Source organism: Streptomyces sp. NPDC091279 (assembly GCF_044757465.1).
Classification (GTDB): Bacteria; Actinomycetota; Actinomycetes; order Streptomycetales; family Streptomycetaceae; genus Streptomyces.
Genome location: NZ_JBIVVA010000007.1, coordinates 48630 through 64322, shown reverse-complemented (window position 1 = coordinate 64322; position 15693 = coordinate 48630). Strand labels below are relative to the sequence as shown.

At 69.1% G+C, this 15693-nt stretch carries 12 protein-coding genes and 2 tRNA genes; 5 read left to right on the top strand and 9 right to left on the bottom strand.

Annotated features, from left to right (window positions below):
• Positions 1-210: 210 nt before the first annotated feature.
• A complete protein-coding gene (locus tag ACIQOU_RS18780; RefSeq protein WP_401537861.1) occupies positions 211-2835 on the bottom strand; it encodes a valine--tRNA ligase in 2625 nt (874 codons plus the stop codon).
• A 138-nt stretch (positions 2836-2973) separates the two neighbouring features.
• Here ACIQOU_RS18780 and ACIQOU_RS18775 point away from each other — a divergent pair, with 138 nt between their 5' ends.
• Positions 2974-3975 (top strand): hypothetical protein, encoded by a 1002-nt coding sequence (locus ACIQOU_RS18775; RefSeq protein WP_401537860.1) that lies wholly within the window; start codon positions 2974-2976, stop codon positions 3973-3975.
• A 115-nt stretch (positions 3976-4090) separates the two neighbouring features.
• Here the strand turns inward: ACIQOU_RS18775 and clpX are convergent, their stop codons facing one another.
• The 5 genes from clpX to ACIQOU_RS18750 form a co-directional block, all read right to left on the bottom strand.
• Entirely contained in the window at positions 4091-5377 is a 1287-nt protein-coding gene (clpX, locus tag ACIQOU_RS18770) for an ATP-dependent Clp protease ATP-binding subunit ClpX (RefSeq protein ID WP_401537859.1), read from the bottom strand.
• A gap of 183 nt (positions 5378-5560) precedes the next feature.
• On the bottom strand, positions 5561-6241 hold the full coding sequence (locus ACIQOU_RS18765; protein ID WP_401537858.1) for an ATP-dependent Clp protease proteolytic subunit: 681 nt from the start codon (positions 6239-6241) through the stop codon (positions 5561-5563).
• Positions 6242-6290: 49 nt separating this feature from the next.
• The gene (locus ACIQOU_RS18760; protein ID WP_401538208.1) at positions 6291-6893 is read right to left on the bottom strand and encodes an ATP-dependent Clp protease proteolytic subunit; all 603 of its coding nucleotides are present in this window, start codon (positions 6891-6893) and stop codon (positions 6291-6293) included.
• A 247-nt stretch (positions 6894-7140) separates the two neighbouring features.
• Positions 7141-8571, bottom strand: a complete 1431-nt coding sequence (gene tig / locus ACIQOU_RS18755) for a trigger factor (protein WP_401537857.1) — start codon at positions 8569-8571, stop codon at positions 7141-7143.
• Positions 8572-8757: 186 nt separating this feature from the next.
• Positions 8758-8834 (bottom strand) — tRNA-Pro (locus ACIQOU_RS18750).
• Between the two features lie 167 nt (positions 8835-9001).
• On the opposite strand from ACIQOU_RS18750, the gene ACIQOU_RS18745 reads away from it, so the two are divergent.
• A tRNA-Gly gene (locus tag ACIQOU_RS18745) sits at positions 9002-9072 on the top strand.
• Positions 9073-9178: 106 nt separating this feature from the next.
• On the opposite strand, the gene ACIQOU_RS18740 is transcribed toward ACIQOU_RS18745, so the two are convergent.
• The gene (locus ACIQOU_RS18740; RefSeq protein WP_401537856.1) at positions 9179-9373 is read right to left on the bottom strand and encodes a hypothetical protein; all 195 of its coding nucleotides are present in this window, start codon (positions 9371-9373) and stop codon (positions 9179-9181) included.
• 586 nt (positions 9374-9959) lie between these two features.
• On the opposite strand from ACIQOU_RS18740, the gene ACIQOU_RS18735 reads away from it, so the two are divergent.
• Positions 9960-11141: an acyltransferase family protein gene (locus ACIQOU_RS18735; RefSeq protein ID WP_401537855.1), complete on the top strand. Its 1182-nt coding sequence runs from the start codon at positions 9960-9962 to the stop codon at positions 11139-11141.
• 31 nt (positions 11142-11172) lie between these two features.
• Here the strand turns inward: ACIQOU_RS18735 and ACIQOU_RS18730 are convergent, their stop codons facing one another.
• Positions 11173-11646, bottom strand: coding sequence for an HD domain-containing protein (locus tag ACIQOU_RS18730; protein WP_401537854.1), 474 nt, complete (start codon positions 11644-11646; stop codon positions 11173-11175).
• Positions 11647-11765: 119 nt separating this feature from the next.
• Here ACIQOU_RS18730 and ACIQOU_RS18725 point away from each other — a divergent pair, with 119 nt between their 5' ends.
• Positions 11766-12674 carry a UTP--glucose-1-phosphate uridylyltransferase gene (locus ACIQOU_RS18725; protein WP_401537853.1) on the top strand — a complete coding sequence of 303 codons (909 nt, stop codon included), beginning with the start codon at positions 11766-11768 and terminating at the stop codon, positions 12672-12674.
• A gap of 409 nt (positions 12675-13083) precedes the next feature.
• Here ACIQOU_RS18725 and ACIQOU_RS18720 read toward each other — a convergent pair whose 3' ends face one another.
• A complete protein-coding gene (locus tag ACIQOU_RS18720) occupies positions 13084-14268 on the bottom strand; it encodes a PP2C family protein-serine/threonine phosphatase (RefSeq protein WP_401537852.1) in 1185 nt (394 codons plus the stop codon).
• A 163-nt stretch (positions 14269-14431) separates the two neighbouring features.
• On the opposite strand from ACIQOU_RS18720, the gene ACIQOU_RS18715 reads away from it, so the two are divergent.
• A complete protein-coding gene (locus tag ACIQOU_RS18715; protein ID WP_401537851.1) occupies positions 14432-15691 on the top strand; it encodes a GNAT family N-acetyltransferase in 1260 nt (419 codons plus the stop codon).
• Positions 15692-15693: the final 2 nt, after the last annotated feature.

Here is a 15693-nt window from a genome sequence, read left to right as displayed (position 1 = left end):
CCCGCACCCAACGAACCACCCGTCCTGTCCAGGGGCGCGGGGAACTGCGCAACCAGCCACAACGGACCCGCAGGCGGACGAACTGCCCGTTTTTCAGGGGCGCGGGGAACTGCGCGACCAGCCACAGCGGGCCCGCGCCCGACGAACTGCCTGTTCCTTCAGGGGCCCGCAGGCGGACGGGCTGTCTGTTCTGTGAAGGGTTCGGGTGGGCTAGGCCTTGGGCAAGTTGTTGAGTTGGGTCTGGAGGCGGGTGATGTCCGCGTCGGCCTTGGAGAGCCGGCCGCGGATCTTGTCCACGACATTGTCCGGCGCCTTGGCCAAGAACGCCTCGTTGCCGAGCTTGGCACTCGCCTGGGCCTTCTCCTTCTCCGCGGCGGCGAGGTCCTTGGCAAGCCGCTTCCGCTCGGCGGCGATGTCGATCGTGCCGGAGAGATCGAGGGCGACCTCGGCCCCCGCGACCGGCAAGGTCGCCGTCGCCGTGAACGCGTCACCCTCGGGCTGAAGCCGCAGCAACTGCCGAATGGCCGCCTCGTGCGGCGCGAGAGCCGTACCGTCGAGGACCAGGCGGGCCGGAACCCGCTGCCCCGGCTGAAGACCCTGGTCCGCGCGGAAGCGCCGCACCTCGGTGATGACGGACTGGAGGGACTCGATCTCCCGCTCCGCCCCCGCGTCCCGGAACCCGCTGTCCTTGGGCCACTCGGCGATGACGACCGACTCCCCGCCGGTGAGCGTCGTCCACAGCGTCTCCGTGACGAACGGGACGATCGGGTGCAGCAACTTCAGGGTGACGTCGAGGACTTCGCCCAGGACCCGGCCGGAGACCTTCGCGGGCTCGCCGCCCGCCATGAACGTGGTCTTGGACAGCTCGACGTACCAGTCGAAGACCTCGTCCCACGCGAAGTGGAAGAGCGCGTCGGAGAGCTTCGCGAACTGGAAGTCCTCGTAGAACGCGTCGACTTCGGCGATCACCGAGTTCAGGCGGGAGAGAATCCAGCGGTCGGTCGCGGACATCGCGGACGCGTCCGGCAACGGCCCCTCGACCGTCGCGCCGTTCATGAGCGCGAAGCGCGTGGCGTTCCAGATCTTGTTGGCGAAGTTGCGCGAGCCCTGGACCCAGTCCTCGCCGATCGGGACGTCGACGCCCGGGTTGGCGCCGCGCGCGAGGGTGAAACGGAGCGCGTCGGAGCCGTACTTGTCCATCCAGTCGAGCGGATTGACCGCGTTCCCGAAGGACTTGGACATCTTCTTGCCGAACTGGTCGCGGACCATGCCGTGCAGGGCGATGGTGTGGAACGGCGGGGTGCCGTCCATCGCGTAGAGGCCGAACATCATCATCCGGGCGACCCAGAAGAAGAGGATGTCGTAGCCGGTGACCAGGACGGAGTTCGGGTAGAACTTCGCGAGCGAATCGGTCTGTTCGGGCCAGCCGAGGGTGGAGAACGGCCACAGGCCCGAAGAGAACCAGGTGTCCAGGACGTCCGTGTCCTGGTGCCAGCCCTCGCCGCTGGGAGCCTCGTCGTCGGGGCCGACGCAGACGACCTCGCCGTTCGGGCCGTACCAGACGGGGATGCGGTGGCCCCACCACAACTGCCGTGAGATGCACCAGTCGTGGAGGTTGTCGACCCAGTCGAAGTACCGCTTCTCCATCTCCTGCGGGTGGATGGTGACCCGGCCGTCGCGGACCGCGTCACCGGCGGCCTGCGCGAGCGGGCCGACCTTGACCCACCACTGCATGGACAGGCGCGGTTCGACGGTGGTCTTGCACCGGGAGCAGTGGCCGACGGAGTGGACGTAGGGGCGCTTCTCCGCGACGATCCGGCCCTCGGCGCGCAGCGCGGCGACGATCGCCGAGCGGGCTTCGAGGCGGTCCTGACCCTGGAAGGGGCCGGGGACGGTGATGACGGCGTGCTCGTCCATGACCGTGAGGGCCGGCAGGTCGTGGCGCCGGCCGATCTCGAAGTCGTTCGGGTCGTGCGCCGGGGTCACCTTGACGGCGCCCGTGCCGAACTCGGGGTCGACGTGCTCGTCCGCGACGACCGGGATCGAACGGTCCGTCAGCGGCAGCTTGATGAGCTTGCCGACGAGGTGCTTGTACCGCTCGTCGGAGGGGTGGACGGCGACGGCGGTGTCACCGAGCATCGTCTCGGCGCGGGTGGTGGCGACGACGATGGTGTCGTCGCCCTCGCCGTACTGCATGGAGACGAGTTCGCCGTCGTCGTCCTGGTACTCGACCTCGATGTCGGAGATCGCGGTGAGGCAGCGGGGGCACCAGTTGATGATGCGCTCGGCGCGGTAGATCAGCTCGTCGTCGTAGAGCTTCTTGAAGATGGTCTGGACGGACTGGGACAGGCCCTCGTCCATGGTGAAGCGTTCGCGCGACCACGCGACGCCGTCGCCGAGGCGGCGCATCTGGCCGCTGATCTGGCCGCCGGACTCGCCCTTCCACTTCCAGACCCGCTCGACGAATGCCTCACGGCCCAGGTCGTGGCGGGACGTGCCCTCCTTGCCCAGCTCGCGCTCGACGACGTTCTGGGTGGCGATACCGGCGTGGTCCATGCCCGGCTGCCACAGCGTCTCGAAGCCCTGCATGCGCTTGCGACGGGTCAGGGCGTCGATGATGGTGTGCTCGAAGGCGTGCCCGAGGTGCAGGCTCCCGGTGACGTTCGGCGGCGGGATGACGACGGTGAACGGCGGCTTGTCGCTCGTCGCGTCCGCCTCGAAGTAGCCCCGCTCCACCCAGCGCTCGTACAGCGGCCCCTCTACCTCGGCCGGCGCGTACTGGGTCGGCAGTTCGGAGTCGGGCGCGGTGGGCTGCTGCTGAGCGTTCTCGGTCACGGGCTCAGTTTAGGGGTGTCACGGGGCAGTCCCGAAACGCGTTTCATCTCGTAAAGGCGGCCACCCTGATGCGCTGGTGGGACCGGTGCTGAGCAAAGATGTCAGGAACGCATAAAGCTTCTGGAGGGGAACCCAGAGATGAGTCACAACCAGCCGGGCCCGTACGGCGGACAGCCTCAGCAGCCCGGTCCTTACGGCCAGCCGGGCCCGTACGGAGCGCCTCCGCAGGCTCCCGCGCCCCAGCCCGGTTACGGGTACCCCCAGCAGGCTCCCCCGCCGCCGCCCGGTTACGGCTACCCGCAGCAGGCCCCGCCGGCCCAGCCGGGCTACCCGCAGCAGCAGCCGGGGTACGCCTATCCGCAGGGTCCCTACGGCCAGCCGGGCGTCCCGCCGCAGGGCCCTTACGGGCAGCAGCCCTACGGGGTCCCGCAGCCGCCGGCCTCCGGGGGCGGCAAGAAGGCGGGCCTGATCGTCGGCGGGCTCGCGGTCGTGGCCGCGATCGCGGTGGGCACCTACTTCGTGTTCGGCGGCAGCAGTGGCAGCGGCGGCGGCTCGGCCATCCCCAACGACGGTGCCCACAAGCTGACGACACCGGAGACGGTGCTCGACGGGGCCTACACGAAGATAGCCAACTCCAGCTCCTCCAGCAGCCTCACCGACTCGGACACCGCGGACTTCGAGAAGTGGGGCGTGAAGAACCCCCAGAAGGCCAGCGCCGGGTACACGTCCGGCACCGGCGCGGCCACCAAGAGCATGAGCTTCGGCGGGGTCTACGGGACCATCGACGACCCCGAGGCCGTCGTGGACGGGATGTTCGCGCAGAGCAAGGCGCAGACGGAGAAGTCGAGTTCGACGTCCAGCACCAAGCTGATCGGCAGCCCCGAGACGGTCACACCGACCGGCTTCTCGGGCGGCATCATGAAGTGCCAGATGGCGCAGATCGACAACGTCGACAGCGGCACCTCGTCGACCGTGCCGAAGACCGTGACGATGCCCCTGTGCGTCTGGGGCGACCACAGCACGGCCGCCTATGTGTCGGCGCTCAGCCTCGCGTCGTTGGCCACGGGCTCGGGCGGTTCCATCGCCGACACCGCGGACCTCGCCGCCAAGCTCCGCAACGACGTGCGCGTGAAGGCCTGACCGCAGCGCACCGGAGAGGAAGCAGCGCCGGACAGGAAGAAGGGGCCCCGGTCGGTCGGTCGACCGGGGCCCCGTCCGGGTGCCTGTGCTGGTGTTCGCTTGCCTGCGGCGGGAGTTACGCCGTCTTCTGCTCGCCCGGGCCGCGGCCGCGCGCGTCGCGCGGGATCAGCGTCGGGTTGACGTTGGAGCGGACGACATCGGCGGTGATGACGACCCGGGCCACGTCCTTGCGGGACGGGACCTCGTACATGACCGCCTGGAGGACCTCCTCCATGATGGCGCGCAGGCCGCGCGCGCCGGTCTGGCGCAGGATGGCCTGGTCGGCGATGGCCTCCAGCGCCTCCCGCTCGAAGTCCAGCTCCACACCGTCGAGTTCGAAGAGGCGCTGGTACTGCTTGACCAGGGCGTTGCGCGGCTCGACGAGGATCTGGAGGAGCGCCTCGCGGTCGAGGTTGTGGACCGCGGTGATGACGGGGAGCCGGCCGATGAACTCGGGGATCATGCCGAACTTGACCAGGTCCTCGGGCATGACGTCCTCGAACTGGTCCTTGGCGTCCAGCTCGCGCTTGGAGCGGATCGTCGCGCCGAAGCCGATGCCCTTGGCGCCGGCCCGCGACTCGATGATCTTCTCCAGACCGGAGAAGGCGCCGCCCACGATGAACAGGACGTTCGTCGTGTCGATCTGGATGAACTCCTGGTGCGGGTGCTTGCGTCCGCCCTGCGGCGGGACGGAGGCGGTGGTGCCCTCCAGGATCTTCAGCAGCGCCTGCTGGACGCCCTCGCCGGACACATCGCGGGTGATCGACGGGTTTTCGCTCTTCCGGGCGACCTTGTCGATCTCGTCGATGTAGATGATGCCCGTCTCGGCCTTCTTGACGTCGTAGTCGGCGGCCTGGATGAGCTTCAGGAGGATGTTCTCGACGTCCTCGCCGACGTAGCCGGCCTCCGTCAGCGCGGTCGCGTCGGCGATCGCGAACGGGACGTTCAGCATCCGGGCCAGCGTCTGGGCCAGCAGGGTCTTGCCGGAGCCGGTGGGGCCGAGCAGCAGGATGTTGGACTTCGCCAGCTCGATCGCGTCGTCGCGGCCGGAACCCGCGCTGTTCTCACCGGCCTGGACCCGCTTGTAGTGGTTGTAGACCGCCACCGACAGGGCCTTCTTCGCCGACTCCTGGCCGACGACATAGCCCTCAAGGAACTCGTAGATCTCGCGGGGCTTGGGGAGTTCCTCCCAGCGCACCTCGCTCGTCTCCGCGAGTTCCTCTTCGATGATCTCGTTGCAGAGGTCGATGCACTCGTCGCAGATGTACACACCAGGCCCTGCGATGAGCTTCTTGACCTGCTTCTGGCTCTTGCCGCAGAACGAGCACTTGAGCAGATCGCCGCCGTCACCGATGCGTGCCACGGTGTGCTTCCCCTTCGCCTGGGAGACGCCTAGGTCCAGCGGCTCCTGGTGCTGCCTTCATCCGACGGTACCTTGCCGAGCCCCCCGTTCGGGCCCCCCTTGGCACGGTTCACTTCCTGGTGCCCGTTTACCGGGCCCTCTCACGCGCTCCGTGCCAAGGAGCGGCAGACGATACAGCCTCCGCTAGCGGACGGACTCGTTGTTCATCTTCCGGGTGGAGATGATCTGGTCGACGAGGCCGTACGAGAGGGCCTCCTCGGCCGTGAGGATCTTGTCGCGCTCGATGTCCTCGCGGATCTTCTCGATCGGCGTGGTCGAGTGCTTGGCCAGCATGTCCTCCAGCTGCGAACGCATCCGGAGGATTTCGTTGGCGGCGATCTCCAGGTCGGAGACCTGACCGCGGCCGGTCTCGCTGTAGGGCTGGTGGATCAGGACGCGCGCGTTCGGCAGGGCCATGCGCTTGCCCGGGGTGCCGGCCGCCAGCAGGATCGCCGCGGCGGAGGCCGCCTGGCCCATGCAGACCGTCTGGATGTCGGGCTTCACGAACTGCATGGTGTCGTAGATCGCGGTGAGCGCCGTGAAGGAGCCGCCGGGGCTGTTGATGTAGATCGAGATGTCCCGGTCGGGGTCCATCGACTCCAGGCACAGCAGCTGCGCCATGACGTCGTTGGCGGAGGCGTCGTCGATCTGGACGCCGAGGAAGATCACCCGCTCCTCGAAGAGCTTCGCGTACGGGTCGTACTCGCGCACACCCTGCGAGGTGCGCTCCACGAAGCGCGGGATGACGTAGCGGGACTCCGCCGTGGGGCCCGTGTACTCGGCGCGCGTGCGGTCGAACAGGCCGCTGCCGGGGAAGTCGTTCACTGTCTCTCTCCTAGAGGCTGAGGCGGTCGGCTGGGGGCTTGCAGGGGTCTCAGGCCCCGGTGCCGCCGCCGCCCGGCATGTTGGCTGCCGTCGTGATGACCTCGTCGATGAGGCCGTACTCCTTGGCCTCGTCGGCGTCGAACCAGCGGTCGCGGTCGGAGGCGCGGGTGATCTCCTCGAACGACTGACCGGTGTGCTGGGAGGTCAGCTCCGCCATGCGCTTCTTGGTGTGCAGCAGCCGCTCCGCGTGGATCTTGATGTCGGAGGCCGAACCGGCCAGTCCTGCGGAGGGCTGGTGGATCAGGATCTCGGCGTTCGGGAGCGCGAAGCGCTTGCCCGGCGTTCCCGCGCTGAGCAGGAACTGACCCATGGAGGCGGCGAGGCCCATGGCGATCGTCACCACGTCGTTCTTGATGTACTGCATGGTGTCGTAGATCGCCATGCCGGCCGTGATCGAGCCGCCGGGGCTGTTGATGTAGAGGTAGATGTCCTTGTCGGGTTCGGCGGCAAGGAGCAGAAGCTGTGCGGTGATCTTGTTGGCGATGTCGTCGTCGACCGCCTGGCCGAGGAAGATGATCCGCTCGCCGAGCAGTCGGTTGTAGACCTGGTCGCCGAGGCCACCGAAGGAAGGCTCGCCGGCGGCGGAGGGCATCAGATTCGTCACGTATCCACCTGCTCGTCTTACGACGGCGCCGGGCCGTCTCACGTTTTCTGCCGGGGCCTGGGGGCCGTCCGGCGCTAATCGGGGACTCCCCTGCCCTCGTATTCATGGACCCTAACGCGCTGGTCCCTTCGGGGAATCCCGGATATGGGAGTGTTCGCCGGGGGCGTAGCCCGACGGGCCCCCAGGGAAGTCCCCGGGGGCCCGTCGTCCGTCCTTCGAGAAGGCGCCGCGGGACTCAGCCCTCGGTCTTCTCCGCGGCCTTGTCGTCCGCCTTGACGGCGTCGGCGTCGGCGGCCTCGACCGGCTCGGCGGTCGCGTCGGCCTCAGCGGCCTCGGCGCCCTCCGTGCCCTCTTCCTCGTCGTCGAGGTCGACGACCTCGCCGTTGGTGTCCTTGACCGTGGCGGCCTCGACGACGACGGCCAGCGCCTTGCCGCGGGCGACCTCGCCGACCAGGAGCGGCACCTGACCACCCTCGACGACGGCCTGCGCGAACTGGTCGGGGGACATGCCGGAGGAGGAGGCGCGGCGCAGCAGGTGCTCGGTGAGCTCCTCCTGGTTCACGTTCAGCTTCTCCCGCTTGACCAGCTCGTCCAGGACGAACTGGGTCTTGATGCCCTTGACCGCGGCCTCACGGGTCTCGGTGTCGAACTCCTCCTCCGTCTTGCCCTGGATCTCCAGGTACTTCGGGAGGTCGAGACCCATCTGCTGGAGCTGGTGGTGCTCCAGGTTGTGCTTGCGGGTGTTGATCTCGTCGTCGAGAAGCTTCTCGGGGACGGGCACCTCGACCAGTTCGAGCAGCTGCTCCAGGACGCGCTCCTGGGCCTGCGTGGCCTGGTCGTACTGCTTCATGTTCTCCAGGCGCTTGCGGCTGTCGGCGCGCAGCTCCTCCAGGGTGTCGAACTCGGAGGCGAGCTGCGCGAACTCGTCGTCCAGCTCGGGCAGTTCGCGGGCGGCGACCTGGGTGACCTTGACGGTGACCTCGGCCTCGCGCCCGGCGGCGGAGCCGCCCTTCAGCTCGGAGGTGAAGGTGGTCTCGCCACCGGCCTCCAGGCCCTTGACGGCGTCGTCGATACCTTCCAGCAGCTCGCCGGAGCCGATCGTGTAGGAGACGCCGCTGGCGACGCCGTCCTCCAGGATCTCGCCGTCGACCTTGGCCTCCAGGTCCACCGTGAGGACGTCGCCGTCGGCGGCGGCGCGCTCGACCGGGGAGGTGGTGGCGAAGCGCTCGCGGAGCTGCTCGACCGACTTGTCGATGTCCTCCTCGGTGACCTCGACGGCGTCGACCTCGACCGCGATGCCGGAGTAGTCCGGGATCTCGATCTCGGGGCGGATGTCGACCTCGGCGGTGAAGTTCAGCGTCTCGCCGTCCTTCAGCTCGGTGATGTCGACCTCGGGCTGGCCCAGGACGTTCAGGTCGGCCTCGTTGACGGCGTCGGTGTAGAACTTCGGGAGCGCGTCGTTGACCGCTTCCTCCAGGACCGCACCGCGGCCGAACCGCTGGTCGATGACGCGGGCGGGGATCTTGCCCTTGCGGAAGCCCTTCACCGTGACCTGCTGGTTGATCTTCTTGTACGCCGCGTCGAGGCTGTCCTTGAGCTCCTCGAAGGGCACCTCGACAGTGAGCCGAACCCGAGTCGGGTTCAGGGTCTCCACGGCGCTCTTCACGGTTCGGTCTCCTTGTGGCTGACTTCTCGGTTTCTGCCGGAACCAGAACGGTCCGGCGGATCGCCGCCCGGAGAACTTCATTGGAGAGGCACACGGGCGTGCAGCTTGCATAGTAACGGCAGCGGCGACACGCCCCAAAGGCGATCACGCGAGGTGATCGCGCGGGTGACCGGTCTTGACCGGTCGTGGTCGGGGTGGCGGGATTTGAACCCACGGCCTTCCGCTCCCAAAGCGGACGCGCTACCAAGCTGCGCCACACCCCGTCTGGTGCGACACGTAGGGTACATGCCCGGCGACAGCGGGGCAGCCCCCTTCCGTCCGCCGCCCTCGCGAGGGCCGGGAGGCCGACGCGGAAGGGGTGTGCGGTGACCGGGGTCGAACCGCTACGATGCCTTCAGTGCCGGGGTCGATGACCCGCGGTACGCACTGTGCGGGCGTAGCTCAATGGTAGAGCCCTAGTCTTCCAAACTAGCTACGCGGGTTCGATTCCCGTCGCCCGCTCTGTTCGGTCCGGGGCCGGATCGGAGGCACGTCCTCCGGTCCGGCCCCGTTCGCGTGCGCGGGGGTGGTGAGGCCGACAGGACCGCCGGGACCGCCGGGGCGCTGGTCAGAAGCTGATGGAGTTGACCGTCTCCGCTATCGAGTTCAGGAAGCGTTGGATCGAGGGGGCCATGCCGCTCGACGCGAGGAAGAACCCGAAGAGGATCGCCACGACGGCCGGTCCGGCCTTGATGGAACCTCCCCGGATCAGTACCACCAGAATGATCGCCAACAACAGCACGACCGACAGTGAAATGGCCACAACTGATCACACCCTTGATCTGTCCGCTCACCCGGCACAGGGGACAACCCCGTGCACTCCCGCCAGAACCATCGTGCCACCAACAGGGCCCTCGTATGCGGCTGGTGGGACATCAGGGGCGACACCTGTGCCGGAGCTTTGCGCCCGCCGTGTGCCCCGACGGCTCCGACCGGCCGGTCAACACCCCGTCCGGACACGGCCGTCCGGATAAATAGGCCGGATCGTTTCCATGCCCACACATCGCGTTCGCAGGCATTTCGAATTCGGGCCGCGGACCGGTCGGCGCTTTCCGCGACGGGTCAACAGACGGGTCAACGGAGGATGACCAAACGGTCATTGCACCGGAGTCGCCCGCTGGCCTTATGCGATGTTTAGTAGGGATGAGTCACGACAAGACGGTCAGGTGCGACGCGATGTCATGTTTCCTGAATCCGGGGTATACGGAGGCAGAACCACGAATGACGTGGACGGTTTTACGTAATCCCATGGACAACGCTAGGGTGCCTCAGATGTTCAACGCTGCCTCGTCCCCCGCGTACGCAGCGAGTGCCGATATCGTCTCCCCCGGCTTCCGGGGTGAGGTTCGGTGACGAACTCGCTGCGCTCACCAGGCCATACCAGCGCACCACTGCCCACGGCCACGCCGTCGACGGCGTCGGACCCCACTCCCCGCACGGCGAAGTCGGCCAGACCCGCGCCCCCCGGCAAGCAGCGGGACGCGTTCTTCGACAACGCCAAATACCTGGCCATCGTGCTGGTCGCGATGGGCCACTCCTGGGAACCGCTCAAGGGTGACAGCCGCACCCTGGAAGCCGTGTACACCGTCGTGTACGCGTTCCACATGCCGGCCTTCATCGTCATCTCCGGCTATTTCTCCCGCAGTTTCGACATGCGCCCCGACCGTCTGCGCCGACTGGTCACCGGGGTCGCGGTCCCGTACCTCGTGTTCGAGACCGCGTACAGCCTCTTCAAGAAGTACGGCGACCATGATCCGGGGATGGCGATCAGCCTGCTCGACCCCTGGTATCTCACCTGGTTCCTGGTCGCGTTGTTCATCTGGCGGCTGACGACGCCGCTGTGGAATTCCCTGCGCTGGCCGCTGCCGGTCGCGCTCGGCGTCTCGATGCTGGCGTCCGTGTCGCCGGAGATCGGCGACGACCTCGACCTGCAACGGGTCTTGCAGTTCCTGCCGTTCTTCGTGCTGGGCCTGTGTCTGAAGCCCGAGCACTTCAAGATGGTGCGCAACCGCCGGATGCGGATGCTGTCGGTGCCGGTGTTCGCCGCCGCGCTGGCCGTCGGCTGGTGGGCGGTGCCCCGCATGAACACCGCGTGGTTCTACCACCGTGACGCCGCCCAGGAGTTGGACGCGCCGTGGTGGAGCGGTCCGGTCATGGTGCTGGCCCTGTTCGGCTGCTCGCTGCTGCTGACCGCCTGCTTCTTCTCCTGGGTGCCGGGCCGCAGGATGTGGTTCACGACCCTGGGCGCGGGCACGCTGTACGGCTATCTGCTGCACGGCTTCGTGGTGAAGGCCGGTGACTTCTACGGCTGGTTCGAGCCGGGGTGGCTGCACGGGCCGCTCGGCGAGATCCTCGTGACCGTCGCCTTCGGCGTCATCGTCACCCTGCTCTGTACGGCGCCGGTGCGCCGGGTGTTCCGGTGCGTGATGGAGCCCGAGATGAAGTGGGCCTTCAAGCAGGACGCGGCCGAGGGGGCACGGGAGCGCGAGCAGCGTGACCGCGACCGCCGACCGGCCGGCGCGAAGTCCTAGACCGGGCCCGCCGCCAGGGCCCGGACAGGTCCTAGGACGACTGCTCTTCCAGACCGAGAAGTGCGCGCATCCGTGCGTACTTCTCGGTCAGTCGTTTCCGGGTCGCCGCGTCGCTGAGACGGGCGAGGCGGGCCGGGTCGGCGTTGTGGGCGAGGTCCGCCTCCTTCACCAGGAGGGCGCCCGGGGTGGCCAGGATGCGCCCCGCGTACGCCTCGGGGCTCTCCCCCGCCCGCTTGGTGACCGCGAGCACGACAGCCTTGGTGCGGGGGCTCAACGCGGCCTCCTGGAGCCACCGTTCGGACAGCATGGCGTCCTCCACCGCGTCGTGCAGCCAGGCTGCCGCGAGCTGGGCGTCGTCGCCGCCCCGCGCGCGGACTCCGGCGGCGACGGCGGCGAGGTGCTCGGCGTAGGGGCGGCCCGCCTTGTCGGTCTGGCCGGCGTGCGCGGCGCGGGCGAGCGTCTCGACCTCGGCCGTGGTCAGCAACGGGGCGGGGGCATCGTTCATCCGGCCAGTGTGCCCAAGGAAGGTGCCCGGTGTCCCCTGTCCGGGGCGGGGGCCGACGTTGGTAGCTTCGGCGTGGGCCGTGTCGGTCGGCGCGGCTTCCCTCGAACGAGAGTGGTCTGATGCCCCCCACGATCCGCAGGGCCGTGATCCCCGCCGCCGGACTCGGCTCCCGGCTGCTGCCGCTGACCAAGGCGACGCCGAAGGAGATGCTGCCGGTCGGTGACAAGCCGGTGATCGAACACACCGTGCGTGAGCTGGTGGACAGCGGCATCACGGACATCACGATCGTGGTCTCCGGCGGCAAGAGCCTCATCCAGGAGCACTTCCGGCCGAATCCTGCGCTGGTCTCCCAGTTGCGGGCCGACGGCAAGACGGCGTACGCGGACGCGGTGGAGGAGGTCGCCGAGCTGGCCCGCCGGGGCCACATCACCTACCTCGACCAGCACGGTCCGTACGGCAACGGCACGCCCGTTCTGAACGCCGCCCGCAACATCGGTGACGAACCGGTGCTGGTGCTCTGGCCGGACGACGTGTTCGTGGCCGAGGTGCCGCGGGCGCAGCAGTTGATCCGGGCGTACGAGCAGACGGCGTGCCCGGTGCTGGCGCTGCTGCCGATGGACCCGGTGGACTCGCAGCGCTATGGCGTGCCGATCGTCAAGGAGGACCTCGGTGACGGGTTGCTCCGCATCACCGGGCTGGTGGAGAAGCCGCAGCCTGCGGACGCGCCGTCCTCGTACGCGGCGATCGGGGGGTATGTCGTCACGCCGGGGATCATCGATGAGCTGCGGGAGCAGACGCGGCGGTGGTACGAGAAGCAGGAGGGGGAGATCTATCTCACCGACGCGTTGAATGCGTATGCGTCGACGCGGGCGGTGTATGGGCAGGTGATTCAGGGGCGCTGGTACGACACCGGTAACCCTGCGGATTATCTGGTCGCGCAGATGGCCTCCGCCCTTGCCCACCCCGAGTACGGGCCCCTGCTCCGCGGCCTGGTCACGGACCTGGACTCCGGCCCCAAGGCCCCGTAGAAACCGGGCGGTTCGCCGCCTGCGGGCGCGTGGGGGGGGTACGTGGTGACGGCAGGTTCGTCGACCGCGGGTCCGTCGTGGCTGGTCGCGCCCGCGCGGCGGAGCCGCATATCGACACAGCCCCGCGCCCCTGGGGGGGTACTTGGTGGCGGGCGGTTCATTGGCCGCAGGTCCGTCGTGGCTGAGCGCGCAGTTCCCCGCGCCCCTGGGGGGTATGTGGTGGCGGCCAGTTCGTCGACCGCGGGCGCGTCGTGGCTGGTCGCGCCCGCGCGGCGGAGCCGCATATCGACACAGCCCCGCGCCCCTTAACGGCGTTGCCCAGCCGTGTCTCAACAGGCGCCCGGCGTTGCTTGAAGGGCGGCTTGCGCGGCCAGCCTCCGCGGGGCCGTACCCGGCGGAGGGGGGTTGGTTAGTGGGGGGTGGGGTGGGGGGCTGTTGGGCCTTCTCGGCAGATGAGGAGGAGGGCTCGGTCGTCGTTGACGTCCTTGGCGACCGCCTCGATGAGGTGCCAGGCGGCGCCGTGGAAGCCACCGGCCACGTAGCGGTCCGCCTCACCGGTGAGACGGTCTATGCCCTCGACGATGTCCCGTTCCGACGTCTCCACCAGACCGTCGGTGAAGAGCATCAGTACGTCCCCGGGCCGCAGCGACCCCTTCACGGGGTCGAACTGGGCACCGTCGTAGACCCCGAGGAGCGGACCCTCGGCCGCCTTCTCCTCCCAACGCCCGCTGCCCGCGCTGAGCTGAAGCCCCGGCGGGTGGCCCGCGGAGTACAACTCGTAGTCCCCGGAGTCGAGATCGAGGACCAGGTGGATGGAGGTCGCGAACCCCTCGTCCCAGTCCTGGCGGAGCAGATAGCCGTTGGCGGCGGGCAGGAACGCGTGCGGCGGCAGCGAACCGAGCAGCCCGCCGAACGCCCCGGACAGCAGCAGCGCACGCGACCCCGCGTCCATGCCCTTGCCGGAGACGTCGGTGAGGACGACCTCCATGGTCCGGCCGGCGTTGGTGCGCGCGGCGACCACGAAGTCGCCGGAGAAGGACTGGCCGCCGGCCGGGCGCAGCGCCATCTCGTGGTGCCAGCCACCCGGCAGCTTGGGCAACTTGCTCTGCACCCGGATACGTTCACGCAGGTCGAAGAGCATCGTGCCGCCGCGCCGCCAGGGCACCCCGACCCGGCTGCGGAACTGCGCGACAAGCAGCCCGAAGAAGCCGCAGGCGGCGACCACCAGGACCACGCCGGGGGTGACCCGGGAGGCGCCCTCGGTGTAGGGGCCGAGGCGGATGGACTCGACGATCAGCGCGGTGGCCGAGGCGGCGTAGAGGGTGAGCAGGCTGGCGGGGCGCAGCAGCAGTCCGCCGGCGACGATCGGCAGGACCAGGGCGGCGGGCGAGCACCAGACCGAGTTGACGAGGGTGGTGGCCGCGATGAGGGGCACGGTGAGGAGCAGCCCGGCGAGGGCGATCCAGTCGGAACCGTCGCCGCGGAAGTAGTCGACGGCGCTTCTGCGCAGGCCGACGCGGGCCCGGTGCCACTGCATCTTCAACCGGGCCATGAACGTGTCGGCCGCCGCGCGCGGTTCTCGTCCTGCTGGCATTAGTTCGGGACCCTATCCATCGGACCAGCTGCTTGGCACGGGAGGTCCTACTTGTCCCCCGTCCGAGGCTGGACTTCACAGTGAACTTCACGAAACGCCCTCTCGTCGCCCCCAAGGCGAAATTCCCTGGACCGCCCCGAAATGCCCTGATAGGCATGCATCCATGGCGACTGAGACGACGGTACGGCCCCCCGATGGAACGATCCTTCGACCACTTGAGCGAGACGTATGGGACACCTGGTACGCCTCCCTGGAACGGGCCTTCGGCGGGGTTCCCGAAGCGCCCGAGGAACGTGCGCTGTGGCGTGATCTGACCGAGTTCGAGCACAGCTTCGGGGCGTGGGACGGCGACGCGTGCGTGGGGACGGCGGGGGCGTTCAGTTTCCGGCTGACGGTTCCTGGTGGAACGGCGGTGCGGGCGGCCGGTGTGACGATGGTCTCGGTCGCCGCGACGCATCGCCGGCGCGGGCTGCTGACGTCGATGATGCGCCGGCAGCTCGACGAGGTGCGGGCCCTGGGGTGGCCGTTGGCGGTGCTGACGGCGTCGGAGCCGGCGATCTACGGCCGGTTCGGGTACGGCGTCGGCACGTATCACGTCAACGCCGAGGTCGACACGGCGCGGGTGCGGCTGTCGGTGCCGCCGGGGACGGACGGCGTACGGCTGCGGTACGCCGAGCCCGCCGATGTCGTCGACGCGTGCGAGGCGGTGTACGCGCGCACGGTCGGGCGGCGTCCCGGGATGGTCGCGCGGCTGCCCGGCTGGGAGCGGCTCGGGCTGCTCGACCCGGCGAGCGGGCGGGACGGGGCGTCGGCGTTGCAGTGCGTGGTGGCGGAGCGGGCGGGGGAGGTCGTCGGGTACGCGCGGTTCAGGGTGCGGCCCCGGTGGGAGACGTCCGGGCACCATGGGACGGTCCTCCTCCAGGACACCGAGGCGCTGGACCCGGCGGCGCACGCGGCGGTGTGGCGGTTCCTGTTCGACATCGACCTGACCTCTCAACTCGTGGCGCGCGGGCGGCCGTTGGACGAGGCGTGGCAGTATCTGGTGTCCGACATCCGGCGTTGCGGGGTGCGTGTCCGGGACTCGCTGCATGTCCGGCTCGTGGACGTCGGCGCGGCGCTCGGGGCGCGGGCCTACCAGGCGCCGGTGGACGTGGTGTTGGACGTGGAGGACGCCTTCTGCCCCTGGAACTCGGGGCGTTGGCGGCTGTCCGGGGATACGACGGGGGCGCGCTGCGAGCGCACCGGGGACGCGGCCGATCTCGCCCTGTCGGTACGGGAGTTGGGCGCCGGGTACCTCGGCGGGACGACGCTCGGGGCGCTTGGCGCGGCCGGGCTGGTGCGGGAGGTGCGGGCGGGGGCGTTGGAGCGGGCGTCGGTGGCGTTCGCGTCGACGGTGAAACCGTGGCTGCCGCACATGTTCTGACG

Coding starts and splice junctions, on each gene's coding strand:
- ACIQOU_RS18715 (WP_401537851.1), top strand. CDS start 14,432: ATGGCGACTGAGACGACGGTACGGCCCCCCGATGGAACGATCCTTCGA.
- ACIQOU_RS18775 (WP_401537860.1), top strand. CDS start 2,974: ATGAGTCACAACCAGCCGGGCCCGTACGGCGGACAGCCTCAGCAGCCC.
- ACIQOU_RS18730 (WP_401537854.1), bottom strand. CDS start 11,646: ATGAACGATGCCCCCGCCCCGTTGCTGACCACGGCCGAGGTCGAGACG.
- ACIQOU_RS18760 (WP_401538208.1), bottom strand. CDS start 6,893: ATGCCCTCCGCCGCCGGCGAGCCTTCCTTCGGTGGCCTCGGCGACCAG.
- ACIQOU_RS18720 (WP_401537852.1), bottom strand. CDS start 14,268: ATGCCAGCAGGACGAGAACCGCGCGCGGCGGCCGACACGTTCATGGCC.
- ACIQOU_RS18725 (WP_401537853.1), top strand. CDS start 11,766: ATGCCCCCCACGATCCGCAGGGCCGTGATCCCCGCCGCCGGACTCGGC.